At 70.5% G+C, this 14,985-nt stretch carries 15 protein-coding genes; 4 read left to right on the top strand and 11 right to left on the bottom strand.

Translation table 11 applies throughout. The annotated features are described in order from the left end of the window. Nucleotides 1-62 precede the first annotated feature (62 nt). On the top strand, nucleotides 63-776 hold the full coding sequence (locus DMA15_RS35210) for a DUF2470 domain-containing protein (RefSeq protein ID WP_125516732.1): 714 nt from the start codon (nucleotides 63-65) through the stop codon (nucleotides 774-776). On the opposite strand, the gene DMA15_RS35215 is transcribed toward DMA15_RS35210, so the two are convergent. Beyond that, nucleotides 741-1,028, bottom strand: coding sequence for a YkvA family protein (locus DMA15_RS35215; protein ID WP_125516734.1), 288 nt, complete (start codon nucleotides 1,026-1,028; stop codon nucleotides 741-743). The genes DMA15_RS35210 and DMA15_RS35215 overlap by 36 nt on opposite strands. Nucleotides 1,029-1,088: 60 nt before the next feature. Here DMA15_RS35215 and DMA15_RS35220 point away from each other — a divergent pair, with 60 nt between their 5' ends. Further along, nucleotides 1,089-1,667: an isochorismatase family protein gene (locus DMA15_RS35220; protein WP_276314383.1), complete on the top strand. Its 579-nt coding sequence runs from the start codon at nucleotides 1,089-1,091 to the stop codon at nucleotides 1,665-1,667. A gap of 15 nt (nucleotides 1,668-1,682) precedes the next feature. Here the strand turns inward: DMA15_RS35220 and DMA15_RS35225 are convergent, their stop codons facing one another. Next, nucleotides 1,683-2,972: a lactonase family protein gene (locus DMA15_RS35225; protein ID WP_125516736.1), complete on the bottom strand. Its 1,290-nt coding sequence runs from the start codon at nucleotides 2,970-2,972 to the stop codon at nucleotides 1,683-1,685. A 231-nt stretch (nucleotides 2,973-3,203) separates the two neighbouring features. Here DMA15_RS35225 and DMA15_RS35230 point away from each other — a divergent pair, with 231 nt between their 5' ends. Further along, the gene (locus DMA15_RS35230; protein WP_240660105.1) at nucleotides 3,204-4,385 is read left to right on the top strand and encodes a hypothetical protein; all 1,182 of its coding nucleotides are present in this window, start codon (nucleotides 3,204-3,206) and stop codon (nucleotides 4,383-4,385) included. A gap of 56 nt (nucleotides 4,386-4,441) precedes the next feature. Here DMA15_RS35230 and DMA15_RS35235 read toward each other — a convergent pair whose 3' ends face one another. The 3 genes from DMA15_RS35235 to DMA15_RS35245 form a co-directional block, all read right to left on the bottom strand. After that, nucleotides 4,442-5,620, bottom strand: a complete 1,179-nt coding sequence (locus DMA15_RS35235) for a GTP-binding protein (protein WP_125516738.1) — start codon at nucleotides 5,618-5,620, stop codon at nucleotides 4,442-4,444. A gap of 14 nt (nucleotides 5,621-5,634) precedes the next feature. Then, nucleotides 5,635-5,805: a 50S ribosomal protein L32 gene (gene rpmF, locus DMA15_RS35240; RefSeq protein ID WP_125516740.1), complete on the bottom strand. Its 171-nt coding sequence runs from the start codon at nucleotides 5,803-5,805 to the stop codon at nucleotides 5,635-5,637. Nucleotides 5,806-5,873: 68 nt separating this feature from the next. Beyond that, nucleotides 5,874-7,127, bottom strand: a complete 1,254-nt coding sequence (locus DMA15_RS35245; protein ID WP_125516743.1) for an MFS transporter — start codon at nucleotides 7,125-7,127, stop codon at nucleotides 5,874-5,876. A 142-nt stretch (nucleotides 7,128-7,269) separates the two neighbouring features. Here DMA15_RS35245 and DMA15_RS35250 point away from each other — a divergent pair, with 142 nt between their 5' ends. Then, nucleotides 7,270-8,205 (top strand): LysR family transcriptional regulator, encoded by a 936-nt coding sequence (locus DMA15_RS35250; protein ID WP_125516744.1) that lies wholly within the window; start codon nucleotides 7,270-7,272, stop codon nucleotides 8,203-8,205. A gap of 30 nt (nucleotides 8,206-8,235) precedes the next feature. Here the strand turns inward: DMA15_RS35250 and DMA15_RS35255 are convergent, their stop codons facing one another. The 6 genes from DMA15_RS35255 to DMA15_RS35280 form a co-directional block, all read right to left on the bottom strand. Further along, nucleotides 8,236-8,823 (bottom strand): DUF402 domain-containing protein, encoded by a 588-nt coding sequence (locus DMA15_RS35255; RefSeq protein ID WP_125516746.1) that lies wholly within the window; start codon nucleotides 8,821-8,823, stop codon nucleotides 8,236-8,238. Nucleotides 8,824-8,850: 27 nt separating this feature from the next. After that, nucleotides 8,851-10,080, bottom strand: a complete 1,230-nt coding sequence (locus DMA15_RS35260; RefSeq protein WP_125516748.1) for an ATP-grasp domain-containing protein — start codon at nucleotides 10,078-10,080, stop codon at nucleotides 8,851-8,853. 60 nt (nucleotides 10,081-10,140) lie between these two features. After that, nucleotides 10,141-11,259 (bottom strand): iron-containing alcohol dehydrogenase, encoded by a 1,119-nt coding sequence (locus tag DMA15_RS35265; RefSeq protein ID WP_125516751.1) that lies wholly within the window; start codon nucleotides 11,257-11,259, stop codon nucleotides 10,141-10,143. Continuing rightward, complete coding sequence (gene pgk, locus DMA15_RS35270) at nucleotides 11,249-12,466, bottom strand: phosphoglycerate kinase (RefSeq protein WP_125516753.1); 1,218 nt, start codon at nucleotides 12,464-12,466, stop codon at nucleotides 11,249-11,251. Before pgk ends, DMA15_RS35265 begins: the two co-directional genes overlap by 11 nt. Before the next feature lie 2 nt (nucleotides 12,467-12,468). Next, complete coding sequence (gene argC, locus DMA15_RS35275) at nucleotides 12,469-13,569, bottom strand: N-acetyl-gamma-glutamyl-phosphate reductase (protein ID WP_125516755.1); 1,101 nt, start codon at nucleotides 13,567-13,569, stop codon at nucleotides 12,469-12,471. A gap of 94 nt (nucleotides 13,570-13,663) precedes the next feature. Continuing rightward, on the bottom strand, nucleotides 13,664-14,641 hold the full coding sequence (locus tag DMA15_RS35280) for a hydroxyacid dehydrogenase (protein ID WP_125516757.1): 978 nt from the start codon (nucleotides 14,639-14,641) through the stop codon (nucleotides 13,664-13,666). Nucleotides 14,642-14,985 lie beyond the last annotated feature (344 nt).

Below are 14,985 nucleotides of genomic sequence, written 5' to 3' on the forward strand. Positions count from 1 at the left end.
GTACTGGCCCCGCTCCACGATCTCCGATAAGTTAGGCAAGGCTTACCTAATGGAGGTTGGGAATGGGTGTCCGTCACAGCAGCACGACCGTGCCCACAGCGGCGGCACGGGCCCGTTCGGTGCTCGCCACCGCATGGTCCTGCGCGGTGACCACAGAGATCGGCAGGGACGAACTCGTGGGCGCGCACAGCGTCACCGACGACGGAAGGCTGCGGCTGCGCCCGCCCGAGGACAGCGCGCTCGCCGCCGCCCTCATCTGCGCGCCGCGCGGCGAGCCGTCCACGCTGATCGAGTTCGCCGACGTCGCGCCCGTCCCCCTCAGGGACCGGATCCGCGCACGCCTGTGGCTCTCGGGGTCGCTGACCCACGACGAGGGACACCTCGTCTTCGAACCGGCCTGCGTGGTGCTGCACGACTCCCACGGCGAACGCGAGGGCGTCGAACTCGACGAACTCGCCCTGGCCGTCCCCGACCCGCTCGCCGAAGCCGAAGCGCGGCTGCTCACCCACCTCGCCGACGCCCACCCGGACGCCGTCGAACAGCTCACCCGCCTCATCAGCCCGGACAGCCTCCAGGGCGTCGTGCGGGTCCGCCCGCTTGCCATCGACCGGCACGGCATCTCCCTGCGCCTCGAACGCGCCCGCGGCCAGGCCGACGTACGCCTGCCGTTCCCTCAGAGCGTGGACGACGTCTCCCAGGTGACGGAGTGCATGCACGCCCTGCTGACGAGGGCCCGCTTCTCAACCGCCCGGCGCGGACGGCCGGTCGGCGGTTGACCGCATCGACCGCAGCGCGAGGAGCAGCACCCCGATGTCGTCCAGGTAGACGGGATCGGGGATGAGGTCCGCGGGCAGGACGAGATAGGCGACCGCGCCCCAGAACACCCACTGCCGCTCGACGGGCAGCCCGGCTCTGCGCAGGGCGCTGCGGGTGCGGACGAGACGGACGAGCAACACGACGGCGACGGCGAGCGTCGCGGCGACCAGAACGGCTGCGCAGACCAGGAGAACGGTCCATTCCGTGCTCATGCGTACGTACGTTACCGAGGCCGGCGCCCCGCGTCGCGGGGGTGCGGGCATGATGGCGGGGTGAACGCACAGCCGAAGCCTCCCGCGTCCGTCCAGGCGCTGATCGTCATCGACATGCAGTCCGCTTTCGTCAGCGGGCGTGGCGCCGTGCCCGACGCCGACCGTCTGCTCGACACCGTCGGGGACCTCATGGCCCGTGCCCGCGAGAGCGGCGCGCTCCTCGTCCAGCTCCAGAACGACGGGGAGCCCGGCGCCCCCGACGAACCGGACACCCCCGGCTGGCGCCTCCACCTGCCCGTCGACGCCGGCCGCGGCGAGGTCGTCCTGCGCAAGAGCGCCGACGACGGCTTCGAGGAGACCCGCCTGGAGAAGGTGCTCCGGGAGGCCGGGGTGACCGCGCTCGCCCTGTGCGGCGTCATGTCCGAGATGTGCGTCAGCGCCACCGCGCGCACCGCCCTGGATCTCGACTTCCGTGTCGTCCTGCCGCACGACGCCCACGCGACGTACGACATCCCGGCCGCCGAGGGCATCAGTGACGCGGTGCCCGCCGCGGTCGTCTCGCGTGTCGCCGAGTGGGCCCTCGGCGACGAGATCGAGGTCGCCGCACGGGCCTGCGACGTCGGCTTCACCAAGCCGTAACGGGGTCCGTCGCCGTCAGGCCGCAGGCAGCACGCACACCGCGGCCCGCGCCCTGAACGGCTGCCCCGCCGGGCGTAGTTCACCGCCGCGGGGGTCGACGTGGAACACGCTCACCGAGTCCGACTTCTGGTTCGCGGTGAACAGCAGCCGCCCGGAAGGGGAGAGCGCGAGGTGGCGGGGGAAGTCCCCGCGCACCGGCACGGTGTCCAGGAGCCGCAGCCGGGCGCCGCCGCGCTCGATCGCGTACCGCGCGAGGCTGTTGTGGCCCCGGTTGGCCAAATACGCGAAGCGGCCGTCGCGCGCCACCACGAGCTGCGCCGGGTGGTTGGTGCCCTCGCCGGAGCCCGTCGACTGCGGTTCGCCCGGCGTGAGGCGGCCGGTGGCGGGGTCGTAGGCGCAGACGACGACCGTGTCGTCCACCTCGTTGGCGAGGTACGCGAAGTGCCCCGAGGGGTGGAAGGCGAGATGGCGTGGGCCCGCGCCGGGCCGCAGGACCGCGTGGGAGACCCGGCGGAGCGTGCCTGCCTCGCGGTCGAGCCGGTAGGTGTAAACGGTGTCGTTGCCGAGGTCCACGGCGAGGATGTGGCGGCCGTCGGGGGCCGTGCTGATCTGGTGGGCGTGCGGTCCGTCCTGCCCCGGGCCCGGCGGCGGCGAGGAGTGCGTGACCACGTCCGTACGCTCGCCCAGCGCGCCGGACTTCTGGAGGGGGTGCACCGCCACGCTGCCGGAGAGGTAGTTCGCGCTGAGCAGCCAGCGGCCGCTCGGGTGCACCGAGAGGTGGCAGGGGTGCGCGCCGCCGGTGCCGCGCGTCCCGAGGATCTTGTGCGCGCCGCCTGGGGAGAGGGCGATGGCGGTCACCGCGCCCTTCTCCCGCTCGCTGACGGCGTAGAGCGTGCGGCCCGAGGGGTGCAGCGCCAGATAGGAGGGGTCGGGCACGCCGCTGATGGTGCCGGTGCCGGTGCCGGTGACGCGGCCCGTCGTCTCGTCGTACGTCGCCCGACCGATGCCCGTCCCGCCGCCCTCCTGGGAGGTGTACGTCCCCAGGAACAACTGCCGCTCGCGGCGCGGGCGGTGAGACGCCGACGGGTCGGGTTCCTGGCGCGTGGCGTCCCCGTCCGTGGCGCCCCTGTCCGTGGCGTCCTTGCGTGTGCGGTCCGCGCTCTCGCGGCCCGGCGGGTCAGAGGAGGCGCAGCCCGCGGTGGAGGAGAGCGCCCCCGCCGCGGCCGCCCCCGCCAGCGCCCCGACGAACCGGCGCCGCCCCGGGTGGCTTCCCCGCTGAGAGGCCGCCCCTTCTCCGCTGCTCATGCCCGCACCTCATGGGTCGCTGGTTCCACGTACGGCAGCCACAGTGCCCCCTCCATGATCGAGCCGACAAGTGGCGCACCGCCCGCGCGCCACCGCCGACCCCCACAGGGTGATCCGCGCCCGCCCAGGTCCGCCGCCCGGCGGAGGCGGTAGGTCCCGGAGGCCGACGCGGCGGCGGCGCACACGCGAAAGCCTCGGCGGGTACGGCGATCCTCGGCCCTGGGAGAAACAGTGACGGCCCCCTCGAACACCCCCGTGATCAGGCGCGCGTGGCGGAGAACCGAAGGCCCCCGCGCCCCCTGGGGCCGCCGCTGGCCCGACTGGGCTCCCCGCGCCGCGCAGGTCTGGGCCGGGCTGTACGCCGTCGTCCTCGTCGGCTGGGCCGCGACGGGCACCGCTGTGCCGCTCACGCCACACACGTACCAACCGGCCGCCTTCCAGCTCACCCAGGCGGCCCTCGCGGTGCTGGCCGCGGGAGTCTGCGCGGCGGCGGACCGCGCCAGGAGGGCCCGGAGCGGGTCTGCGGGGAGCGGCACTCCGAAGGGCCGGGCTGCGTCTGCGGTGAACGGCACCCGGAAGGGCCGGATCGCGGTGGGTGTCTCGCTCGCGCTCCTCGTCCCCGCATTCGGCTGGGGCGCGATCGGACTGCCGATGCACTTCGTGACGCTGGCGTCGGGCTCGGGAGTGGAGAGCGCGACGGGGCTCGTCCACCTGCTCCTGAACACCTGCGGCGGCGGGCTCCTCGCCATGGTCGCCCTGGCCTACCGGCGCGGGCTGCGCGGCCGGTGCGCCCGCTGCGGCCAGGGGCACGAGGGGCCCGGCGACGGCCCGCTGGCCCACCCGCCCGCATCCACCGCGTCGGCGCGGACCCGCGTGACGGCGTACGCCCTCGTGTGCGGGCTGCTGCCCTGGACCGTGGTCAAGACCGTCTGGCTCCTCGGCGGCGACGCGATCGGCGTGAGCGGCGAGGCCTGGCAGGACGACGTGGAAGCGGAGGCGACGGGCGCCTCGCGCGCGCTAGCCTCGGTCGGCGTCGACGTGACCGTGCTCGCGGCGCTGCTCGGCGTGTTCCTGCTGGCCGGTCTGATGCACCGCTGGGGACAGGTGTTCCCGCGCTGGACGCCGCTTCTGGCCGGGCGGCGCGTACCGCGGCTGCTGCCGCTCATCCCCGCGTGGCTGACCGGCGGCGCCCTGTCGGTGTACGGCGCGGGGCTCCTCGTCTACGCCCTGCTGAGCGCGCTCGGCGTGGTGCCGGGGCTCGATCCCGTCGGGGTCTTCACCACCACCGGCGGGATGACCTGGATGGTGGCCTTCGGCGGATTCTCCTTCGGGGGCCTGGGCACGGGGCTCCTCGTGGCGTCCCGCTCGTACGCGGCGCGCAGCCGGCCGGTGTGCGTGGCCGCTCACCGCTGAGGAGGGGACCCTCCAGGTCACCCCTGCCGCGCATCATCCAGGTGAGCCCAGCCACGTCATCCGGCGCCCCCGACCACCGCGCCTTCCGTCTCGCACGCGTCGGCGCCGTGCGTGTCCCATGCCGGGAAGGGGTCGTGCCGCGGCGCTTCCTCCCCTTCGGCGAGCAGGCAGCGGGTCAGCGCGGCCCGCAGCGGCGCGGCACGCAACTCCGTGCCGATGAACACCAGTTCCTGGCCCTGCGTGTCGCCCGCCGTCCGCGCCCCCGAGGGCTCGAAGCGGGCCACCGAGCCGGCCTGCGACCACAGCCCCGTCACCCGGGGGCGGCTCGCCAGCCAGAAGAACCCCTTGGAGCGCAGGATCCGCCCGAAGGCCCCGCTCTCCATCTCCTCGGTGACGAAGGACCACAACCGGCCGGGGTGGAAGGGCCGTTCGGCACGGAACACCGTGCTCGAGATGCCGTACTCCTCGGTCTCCGGCACGTGGTCGCCGTTCAGCTCCCGCACCCACCCCGGCGCCTGCTGTGCACGCTCCAGGTCGAACAGGCCGGTCTCCAGGACCTGCGCGAGATCCACCCGGCCCCGGGTCGCGGGCACCACGCGGGCGAGCGGGTTGAGGCGCGCGAGGGTGGCCGCGAGCCGCCCGGCGGTCTCCGCGTCGACCAGGTCGAGCTTGTTGAGGACGATGACGTCGGCGAACTCCACCTGGTCCACCAGGAGATCGCTGACCGTGCGCTCGTCGTCCTCGTACTGATCGAGACCGCGCTCCACGAGGCCGTCACCGCCGGTGAGTTCCGGCAGGAAGTTGGCGGCGTCCACCACCGTCACCATCGTGTCGAGCCGGGCCAGATCGCCGAGCGTGGCGCCGTCGTCGCGCGGGAACGCGAAGGTCGCGGCCACCGGCATCGGCTCGGAGATGCCGCTCGACTCGATGAGCAGATGGTCGAAGCGGCCCTCGCGGGCCAGCCGGTCGACCTCTTCGAGCAGGTCGTCGCGGAGGGTGCAGCAGATGCAGCCGTTGGTCAGCTCGACCAGGCGTTCCTCGGTGCGGGAGAGGGCGGCCTCGCCGCCGCGCACCAGAGCGGCGTCGATGTTGACCTCGCTCATGTCGTTGACGATCACCGCGACGCGCAGGCCGTCGCGGTTGCCTAGGACGTGGTTGAGCAGCGTGGTCTTGCCCGCGCCGAGAAAGCCGGAGAGGACGGTCACGGGCAGCCGCGCGGTCGGTACGTGCGTCATGTGCGGGACGGCTCTCAGCTCTCGGGGCGCAGCAGGCCGCGCTCGTACGCCTTGAGCAGCCGCTGCGGGACCATGTGCCGCTCGCCGTCGACGGTGACGGGCACCAGCTGCGGGGTGCTGGCCTTCCACTGGGCGCGGCGGTGGCGGGTGTTGCTGCGGGACATCTTCCGCTTGGGTACGGCCATGGGGTCCTCCTGAGATGAGGGGGTGAGCGACGCCTGCGACGCTATATGAAAATGGATCCCATTAACAACTAGCGCTCTTCGCTGACCCCGGCCGCGGCGCCCGCCGTGCTGGACGCGGACTCCCGCCGCGGCAGCAGCAGCGGAGTGGCCAGCATGAGCAGCCCGGCGGTCGCGATCGCGGCGCGAGGGCCCGTGGCGGCGGCCAGCAGCCCCCACAGGGCCGTCATGGCCGCCGTGGCGATCTTGCCGGTGACCGACCACGCGGACAGGGTGCGGACCACGCGCTCCGCCGGAAGCTGTTCGAGGCGGTAGGTGGCGAGCACCGGCGCGTACACGCTCGAGCAGGTGATCACGCCGAACTCGACGACCATCACGAGGACGAGTCCGCTGACGCCGGAGTGGACGAGGGCGAGGCCGAGGGGCCAGCACACGCGCAGCACCCCCGAGGCGAGCAGGACCCCGCGCTGCCCGAGCCGTGCCACGAGGCGCGGGGCCAGCCGCGAGCCGAGCAGACCGCCGAGGCAGGGGAGGGCGAAGGCCAGGCCGTACTGCCAGGGCGCGAAGCCGAGGCTGCCGAGCATCAGGACGGCGAGCAGCGGCATCGCCGCCATGATCAGGCCGTTGACCAGCACCGTGTGGAAGAACAGCGGACGCAGCACCGGATCGGCGAGGATGAAGCGCCACCCGTCCAGCAGGTCCCTTGCCCGCAGCCGGGCCGCCGGGTCGGCGCGGACAGGGCGGGGCTCCTTCCCGCGGATCGCCCCGATGCCCACGGCCGAGAGCAGGTAGCTGACCGCGTCGGCGGCCACGGTCATCACGGGGCCGAAGAGGCCGATCGCCGCCCCGCCGAGGGGCGGCCCGAGCATGGTCGCCGTCCAGGCCGTCGACTCGAACCGCCCGTTCGCGACGAGCAGGTCCCGTGGCGCCACCAGCCCCTTGAGGAAGGCACCGGAAGCCGCGCCGAAGGTGATGTCGGCCGCGGCGACCACGACCGAGACGACGAGCAGCTGCCCGAAGCCGAGCACCCCGAGCGCGTACGCGGCGGGAACGCTCACAAGCGCCGCGCACCGCACCAGATCCATCGCGATCATCACCGGCCGCTTGCGGCGGAACTCCACCCACGGCCCGAGCGGCACGGCCACCGCCGCCCCCACCGCGAGCCCCGACGCGGCGAGGACCGCCACCTCCGTGGGCCCGGAGCCCAGCACCAGGATCGCGATCAGGGGAAACGCGTCGAACGCCAGCCGCGTACCGAACGTACTGACCGCGTACGCCGACCACAGCCACCCGAACCGCCGCCCGAGCGACCGCTTCCCCGCCACTGCCCAACCCCACTTCGAACAACCCCGCGTTGACCTGCGTCATCCAACCGAATGACCCGTCGCCCGAGCAAACAACCGACTCGCGTGGTCGGCCACAACCGCGCGTTGTGTTCCCGGGTGCGTGCTCCCTAGGGTGGCCGTCATGGATCTCCATGCAGTGCGCGCCTTCGTCGCCGCCGCGGAGGCGGGCCAGTTCCAGGGAGCCGCCGCCGACCTGTCGATCACCCAGCAGGCCGTCTCCAAGCGCATCGCCACGCTGGAGAAGGAGCTGGCGGTACGGCTGTTCACCCGCACCGCCCGCGGCGCACGGCTCACCATCGACGGACAGGTGTTCCTGCCGCACGCCCGCGAACTCCTCCAGGCCGAGGAGCGCGCCGCCGCCTCCGTACGGCCCGGCAGCCGCGCGCTGCGCGTCGACGTGATCGGCCGCCGCCTCGCACCGGCCGCCCTGCTGCGCGACTTCCACCGCGCCCGTCCCGACGCCGCGCTGGACGTGGTGACGCTCTTCGACGCCGACGCGGCCATCTCCGCCGTCAGGGCCGGCACGATCGACGCGGCGTTCCGCGCCGTCACCGTGCCCGCCCGGCAGCTCCCCGACGGCATCGTGGCCGACCGGGTCCACGACGAGCCCCTCCAGCTCCTCACCGGGCCGGGCCACGCGCTCGCCGGGGCCCGCTCGGTCACCCTGTCCCAGCTCGTCGGGCACCGGATCTGGATGCCCGGCATCGTCACCGGAACCGAGTGGGCCGCCTACTACGAGGAACTCGCCGCGGCCTTCGGGCTCACCATCGAGGCGACGGGACCCGACTTCGGCACCGAACCGCTCCTGGACACCATCGCCGACGCCCCGGGGCTCGCCACCTTCGTCGGCGAGCAGACCCGCCTGGTCTGGCCCGCCGACGACGACCTGCGGCGCATCCCGGTGGTCGACCCGGCACCGGTCTACCCGCACTCCCTGATCCGCCGCGACGACAACCCGCACCCCACGCTCACCGCACTCCGCGCCCACCTCGCCGCCGCCCGCCCCACCGATGACGCCACCGCGACCTGGACACCGGGCTGGGCCCGGGAAGGGTGAGCGGCCCCTCCGGGTGACCGCGGGCAATGATCAAGCAGGGGCGGAAAGGTCCATGCGTCCCGGCACTTCCCAGATCGCGGGAGCGGACCAGTCCGTCCACCTGTCGCTCCACCACGTGGTGCCCGCGTCCAGCATGGCCACCACTCGCTGGGCCTCGGTGCGCACGGCGTCGGCCTCGCCCGGGTGGAAGCCTCCCAGGCGCTCCCGCTCCTCGAAATGCTCCACATCCTTCCACTGGAAGGAACTGCCGTCTGCGGGCACCCAGATGTCCAGTTCCTGATCGAGGGTGTCGAACCCCCTCGCGTCCCTCCGCATGGGCTCCTGGAAATTGATGTACCACCCCGAAAATGTGTCACCTTTCCAGAAGTGCCATACGGAGTAGCCGTCGCCCGGCCGCTGCACTTGGAGCACACCGTCGGACTGCCAGATGTGATCGAAGTTCGCCCAGGGATGGGTGCCCCATCGGAAATCCCCCTGCCCGAACGTGAGTGGCGTCCCCTTCGCCAAGTACACGGCGAGATGGTCTTCGGTGTCCTCGACCACGCGCACCGGGTAGACGATCCATTCACGGCCGTCGAGCATTTCGCGCCGCCGGATGATGTCACCGAAGCCGAACATGTGCACCACTCTCTCCGTTTGTCGATCTCAAGGAACGTTTGTGGTGAGAACTGAGAATCGGGTGTGGATGTCCCGAAGGTTCTCGCTCACTTCTGCCGGTGACTTTCCCGCCACGACTACGTGGCCGAGGTCCTGGCCTCGCGTACCGACGACTGGGGGCAAGACGTCGCCGGGAGCCTTGTTCACCTCGACGTGGCAGACGTAGGGCAGGGCTGACAGGGAGTCGGCGTCAGTGATGCGGTCGATCCTGCCGGTGGCGGAACTCCAGAGGTACGAGGCGCCTGTGCAGCCGGAGATGTCGCCGGCCGGGGTGTAGCCGGGCTCGACCTCGGCGCGTACGGAGTCATACGCGAGATCGATTCCGTAGGCATGCCGGTACATCGACGGCACCCATGCACCGGCCATACGTGCGGCTGTCTCGCCGAACGTCAGCGTTCCCTCGTCGTCGAGGTAGAACTCCGTGTGCGCTATCCCTGTGCGCAGTCCGAAGGAGGTGACTACCGTCCGTGCCGCGTCGAGCATCTCCCGGTGAACCCCTGTGGCCGGGTGCGTGACGCTTCCCATCGGGGCGTCCTGCCAGTTCTCCAGTATCTGTGCCGTGTACTCCCCGACCGATTCGAAGAGAACTTCGCCGTCTCGCACCATGGTGTCCACGTGGAACTGCTTGCCATGAATGAAGGCTTCGACGCGGTAGTCATGGCGCTGCGCCTGCAGGAGAGGCCAGGTGCGGTCGAGTTCTTCGTCCGACGTCACCTTGTAGGTGTTTGTGCAGGACACTCCGTCATACGGCTTTATCACGATGGGGTATTGATGTTCCGCCGCGAACTGCCGTACATGGTTCTTGGTGTGGGGGAGCGTCCAGATGGCGGTCCGCAGGCCCAGTTCCGCCGCGCGGACGTTCATCGCGTTCTTGTCGCGGAAGTAGATGCTCTGTTCGACGGTCAGCCCCTCGACGCCGAGCTGTTCGCGCAGTGTCGCCGCGGCCCTGACGTCGTCCTCGAAGAGCGAGATCACCCGGACTGCGCGAAAAGGTCCGGATGCCTCGTGTGCGGCCTCTATGACTCGATCCTCATGGCCCGCGCCCGGCCGGTAGACGCCCCATGCGTCGGGTTCGCCACCTGAGAGTGCCACCTTCGAGGGGGCGACGCAGACGGCGGCCAGACCGGCGTCGTGCACGGCGCGCACCGCGCTGTCGAGCAACGGCGCATGACGTGGCTTGGTGCCGGAGAAGAGGAGAATGACGGCCTCTGGCTTCATGGTTGCCCTTCGGCTGAGTTTGATCGAAAGGGAATCGAAAGGGAGTAGGCGGGCGGAGCCTCACAGGGAGTTGCGGTAGATCTCGGCGATCAGTTCCCTGGGTATGTCCGTGATGGGATCGTTGTCGACATTTCCGCTCAGGTTCGCGAGGAAGCCCGCGATGTCGTCCGCCGCGTATCCGGCGGCCGTCAGGGTGATGTCGAGTCCGGTGTCCTTCAGGAGGCGTCCGACGCCCTGGTGGATGCTCTCGTCTCCCAGGACCGCGGCCAGGTCGTCGAAGGCGGTCGGAGCGTAGGGGTAGGCGGCGCGGAGCCAGGCGGGGTAGAGGATGGCGAGACCCAGACCGTGTGAGGGTTCGTTGCGGGCACCGCGGCCCATCGCCTGCTGCAAGCGGTGGGGAAGGCAGGTGCTCGCCGTGGCCACGTTGATTCCACCCAGCAACGCGGCCAGGCTCAAGGCGTCCCGGGACTCGGCGTCGGCACGTCCGTCGGCGACCTCGCGCAGATGCACGGAGAGCAGGTCGACAGCCTGGCGGGAGAGGTTCTTGTTGAGGGCTGTGGAGCGTCGGGCGACTGCGCCCTCTATCGCGTGGGCCAGTGCGTCGAAGCCCGACTCGAGGGCCACATGGCGGGGAAGCCCATCGGTGAGAGCGGGATCCACGAGCGCGGCACGGGGGAAGATGGCGTCACCGCGGATGCCGGACTTGAACCCGCGCGCGGTGTCGGTGAGGATCGCGCCTTTGGTGACCTCCGCGCCGCTCCCGGCGGTGGTGGGCACCGCGATCATCGGCAGTGTGGGGGTGTCGGCTGCCAGAGTGGTGCCGACCAGCGGGCCGACCGGACCGAGGTGGATGGCTGCGGCCGTCGCCTTGGCGGAGTCGAGCACACTCCCTCCGCCCATGCCGACGACGGCGCCGACCTTGAGACCGCGCGCCAGCTCCAGCGCGCGATCCACCTCGTCCGACCGGGGGTTCGCCGAGATCTGGTCGAAGACGACGCCCCGTACGCCGGCGGCCCGGAGACTGGCAAGCGCACGTTCCTGAAATCCGGCAGCCTTCATTGCGTGCCGTCCGGTCATCAGCAAGGCGCTGTCAGCGAACTCGGCGACGACCGAACCCAGTTCGTCCAGGCGGCCGCGACCGAAACGGATGCGGGTGGGAATGTGGAAGTCAAAGTGCACGACGGCTCCTCATGGTCAGCCCGTTGTTGCGCCTGAGCGCGTCGAGGACGACAACGTCCGCCTGGTCGAGGTAGCACAGAGCCGAGCCGCCCCCGGTCGACGTGACGCCGTCGAACGGCAGCTCAGCTACGGTGTCACCGCCCAACAACATGGCGCTGACCGTGGGTGTGCGCGCGGCGTCCAGGAGCGCGGAGGACGCTTGGGTGAACCCGTGGGTATGGAGGTTGGGGGTGCCCGCGATGATGAGCCGGCCCCCGCACGCGGCCACTCTCCTCAGTTCCTGGATGAGCCAGGGGTGGAGGTGGAAGTCGACGATGGAGAAGCCGGTCGGCACCCCCTCGCTGACGGAAACGGTGTGGGCTTCGTGCCATCCGTGGCGGTCGGCCCGGGCGATCACGACGCGTCGTGGGACATGGATACGGGCTCGGGGATTCGCCAGGGCGGCCTTGGTGGCCGCGGCCCGGCGCTCGACATCGTTGCCCAGGGGTGAGCTGCCGATGGCGTATCCCAGGTGGTGCAGCACATGGTTGAGGACGATGCCGCCGGGGACGACGATGTCGTAATCGCGGGCGAAGCATGGAAGGCCGACGACGCTCTTCTCGCTCTTCACCCCGCCGACCGCCGCGATCGACGGCGTCTTGGGGGACCTCCCCGCCCAGGGTTCGAGTCTGCGGGTCTCATCGATGAGACTGCCAGCGGCCCAGCCGGGCAGATGACGGAGGATTCCCACGTTCGAGGCGTGGCGTCGGTGGGCCTTGGAGAATCCGCCGATCGCCGCGTAGTCGCCGAGCCTTGCGAACTGGGCCGCCAGGACAGGATCGTTGTCTTCTTCCCCGCTGTGCAGGCGGGTGTTTCCGAAGAGGGCGACCTGCCCGTCGGCGAGTGAGCGTGCAGCGGTGACCGCGTCGTCCGAGGCGCTCTCGGGGATGTAGGTGACCGGGCGGCCGAGCCGCTTGCCCAGGTACTCGGCGGTCCCTGCCAGATGCACGGCCGTGCCGTCGCGGTGACTTCCCTGGTGGGAGAGGATGGCCACGCGCGCGCCTCGGTCGGCGAGGTAGCGCAGGTCGTCGAGTTCGCAGTCGATGCGGGACGTGTCGGTCATGCCGGAGACGACGTTGAAGCCGGCCGAGTACACCCAGCGCTGTCCGGGGTGAATGGGCTGCTCTCGCAGGAGGCCGACGGAGTGGAGGGTCGTGCTCGCTGACATGGTCACAGTCCGTACGTCCGAAGAGCCAGCGTCTCCTCAAGACCGAGCATGACGTTCATGTTCTGGATGGCCGATCCCGCCGCTCCCTTCACCAGGTTGTCGGTGACGGAAAGGATCTTGATAATGCCGCGCCGCTCGTCGTAATCGGCGCCGATGTGGCAGAAGTTGGAGCCCGTGACCGAGGCCACGCCCGGGTAGACGTCGTAGTCCTTGGCGTTGAGACCACCGCTCTTGGCGAGGTCGTTGACGCGAACGAAGAACTCCCCTTCCGCACCGGCGCCGTAGAACTCCGTCAGGCATCCCAGGAGCCTCTCGCGCGACATGGTCGCCGCCAGGTCGGGATTGACCGCCAGATTCGCCTGGAGGTGGATGCCACGGGCGAAGTTGCCGTGGGCGGTGTTGAAGTCGACGACCAGATCACGCCCGGCCGCCACAGCGAGGTGGGTTTCCAGTTCGGGGCCGTGGCGGTGGCCCTCCATGCTGTAGGGAAGCATGGAGTTGAGGGCCTCGGCGTGCATGATGGGCCGCTTGGGCTTGTTTCCGGCGCCGGTGGTTCCGTTGACGGCACTGAGGTGAAGGGGGCTGCTCAAATCCGCCCATCCGGCTCGCAGAAGAGGAGTGAGTCCCAAGATGGCGGTGATGACATAGCAGCCCGGGTTGGCCACGAGCCTGCTTTTCGCGATGGCTTCACGGTTGAGTTCGGTCACGCCGTAGGCCGCTTCGGCCAGCAGTTCGGGCACGGCGTGAGCGGTGCCGTATACGCGCTGATACGTCGCGGGATCGGCGAAACGGAAGTCGGCACTGACGTCGACAACCTTGACATCGCGTTCGAGGAACCAGCCGGCCTGGCGCATGGCCTGCCCGGAAGGAGTGCAGAAGAAGACCACGTCGAGTTCGTCCACGCGCGCCTGGACATCCTCAAGGGTGACGAAGCGCAGGCCGCTGCCGCGCAGGTTCGCATGAATCCGCTCGAACTCCTCGTCTCCCCGGGCGGTGGGCCAGATCGATCCGACACGAGGGTGGTTGAGCAGGAGGCGGCAGAGCTCCCCGCCGGAGTAGCCGGTTCCGCCAACGACGGCGACGTTGAGCGTCTGGTGGTTCACGTACGTAGTCCTCGACAAATGGTTGCGAAAAGAGAGAAGAGAGAGAAGAGAGAAGAGAAGAGAGAAGGGGGATCGGCCTGGGGATCGACGGCGATCAGCAGACTCGGGTGGGGGCGTCCCGCCCGGACAGCGCCAACCGGAGGCCTTCGAGCAGCAGTTGGCCGATGCGTTCCTGGGAGTCCCGGGTCATCGCGCCGATATGCGGGGTGAGGACGACGTTGTCGAGCCCTGCCAGGCCACTGGGAGCACGCTCCGCCGCGTGTACGTCAAGGGCAGCGCCGGCGATGACCCCTTCAAGCAGGGCGACGCGAAGGGCATCCTCGTCGACGACACCGCCACGGGCCACGTTCACCAAGAAGGCGGTGGGCTTCATCAGTCGCAGCGCGTCGGCGTCGATGAGGCCGCGGGTGTGGTCATTGAGCGGGCACGCGAGGACCACGACGTCCGCTTCGGCCAGGACCTCCTCGGTCGACCGCAGGTCGATCCCTGACCGGCGGCACGCCTCGCGCCGCTCGTCATCGCGCCGCCGCGCCGACGCGATGACGGACATGCCGATTCCCCGGGCGAGTTCGGCGACCCTGGAGCCGATGCTTCCCAGCCCGACCACACCCATGGTCTTGCCGGACAGCTCGCTGCCGACCAGATCGGCCTTGCGCCATACGTTCGCGCGGACCTGCTGGTCGGCCGCCGCGATGTGACGAGCCACCGAGAAGGCGAGCCCCAGAGCCAGTTCGGCGACCGCCGGCGAGGAAACGCCGGGAATGTTGAAGACCTGCACCCCCGCCGACCGTGCGGCCGCCAGGTCGATGTTGTCCGTCCCATTGCCGGCACGCGCGATCACCTTCAGGTCAGGTGCGTCGGCGATCAGATGGCCCGGCAGTTTCACGCCACTGCGCAGCACGATGGCATCGGTCTGGCGCAGCAGTACGGCCAGTTCATCCTCGGCAGGCTGCATCTGGACGGTCACGTCGTAGATGCGCCGCAGCGCTTCGAGGGCGTCGGAAGCGAGGGGATCGACAACGAGAACACGTGGGAGTGTGTGACGTTGCACCGTCGGAGGCTTGAAAGTCATGTCCTGATTCTTTTCACGGTGGCCGAAGAGAACGACCTTCGAACGGTGACCTGGCGCTCGCACCCGCTGCGGCAGGCCCCGTCTCGCGACTCGGAAGACACGGATCGTTCCTCCGCGCCTGGGCGGCAGGCGGAGATCCGATCCGGGGCAGGCCTCACGCCCGGCGCCGTCCGGCGCACCTTGCGCTCGTCGGCCAGTGGCGTTCAGCAGACGCTGTGCCGTCGCTCGCCGGGGGACCTGCCGGACACAAAGCAAGCACCCCACCGAAAGGGCTGTCAACGATTTGTTGCCTTCGCCACATACGCATGCGAAGCGAAGCAACTCGCCCTGAATAAAAGGGAGTT

Source organism: Streptomyces sp. WAC 01529 (genome assembly GCF_003945545.1).
GTDB lineage: Bacteria > Actinomycetota > Actinomycetes > Streptomycetales > Streptomycetaceae > Streptomyces > Streptomyces anatolicus.

Excerpts from the sequence above, each read along its gene's own strand:
- DMA15_RS35210 (WP_125516732.1), top strand. The coding sequence starts at position 63 with ATGGGTGTCCGTCACAGCAGCACGACCGTGCCCACAGCGGCGGCACGG.
- DMA15_RS35215 (WP_125516734.1), bottom strand. The coding sequence starts at position 1,028 with ATGAGCACGGAATGGACCGTTCTCCTGGTCTGCGCAGCCGTTCTGGTC.
- DMA15_RS35225 (WP_125516736.1), bottom strand. The coding sequence starts at position 2,972 with ATGAGCAGCGGAGAAGGGGCGGCCTCTCAGCGGGGAAGCCACCCGGGG.
- DMA15_RS35235 (WP_125516738.1), bottom strand. The coding sequence starts at position 5,620 with ATGACGCACGTACCGACCGCGCGGCTGCCCGTGACCGTCCTCTCCGGC.
- rpmF (WP_125516740.1), bottom strand. The coding sequence starts at position 5,805 with ATGGCCGTACCCAAGCGGAAGATGTCCCGCAGCAACACCCGCCACCGC.
- DMA15_RS35250 (WP_125516744.1), top strand. The coding sequence starts at position 7,270 with ATGGATCTCCATGCAGTGCGCGCCTTCGTCGCCGCCGCGGAGGCGGGC.
- DMA15_RS35255 (WP_125516746.1), bottom strand. The coding sequence starts at position 8,823 with ATGTTCGGCTTCGGTGACATCATCCGGCGGCGCGAAATGCTCGACGGC.
- DMA15_RS35260 (WP_125516748.1), bottom strand. The coding sequence starts at position 10,080 with ATGAAGCCAGAGGCCGTCATTCTCCTCTTCTCCGGCACCAAGCCACGT.
- pgk (WP_125516753.1), bottom strand. The coding sequence starts at position 12,466 with ATGTCAGCGAGCACGACCCTCCACTCCGTCGGCCTCCTGCGAGAGCAG.
- DMA15_RS35280 (WP_125516757.1), bottom strand. The coding sequence starts at position 14,641 with ATGACTTTCAAGCCTCCGACGGTGCAACGTCACACACTCCCACGTGTT.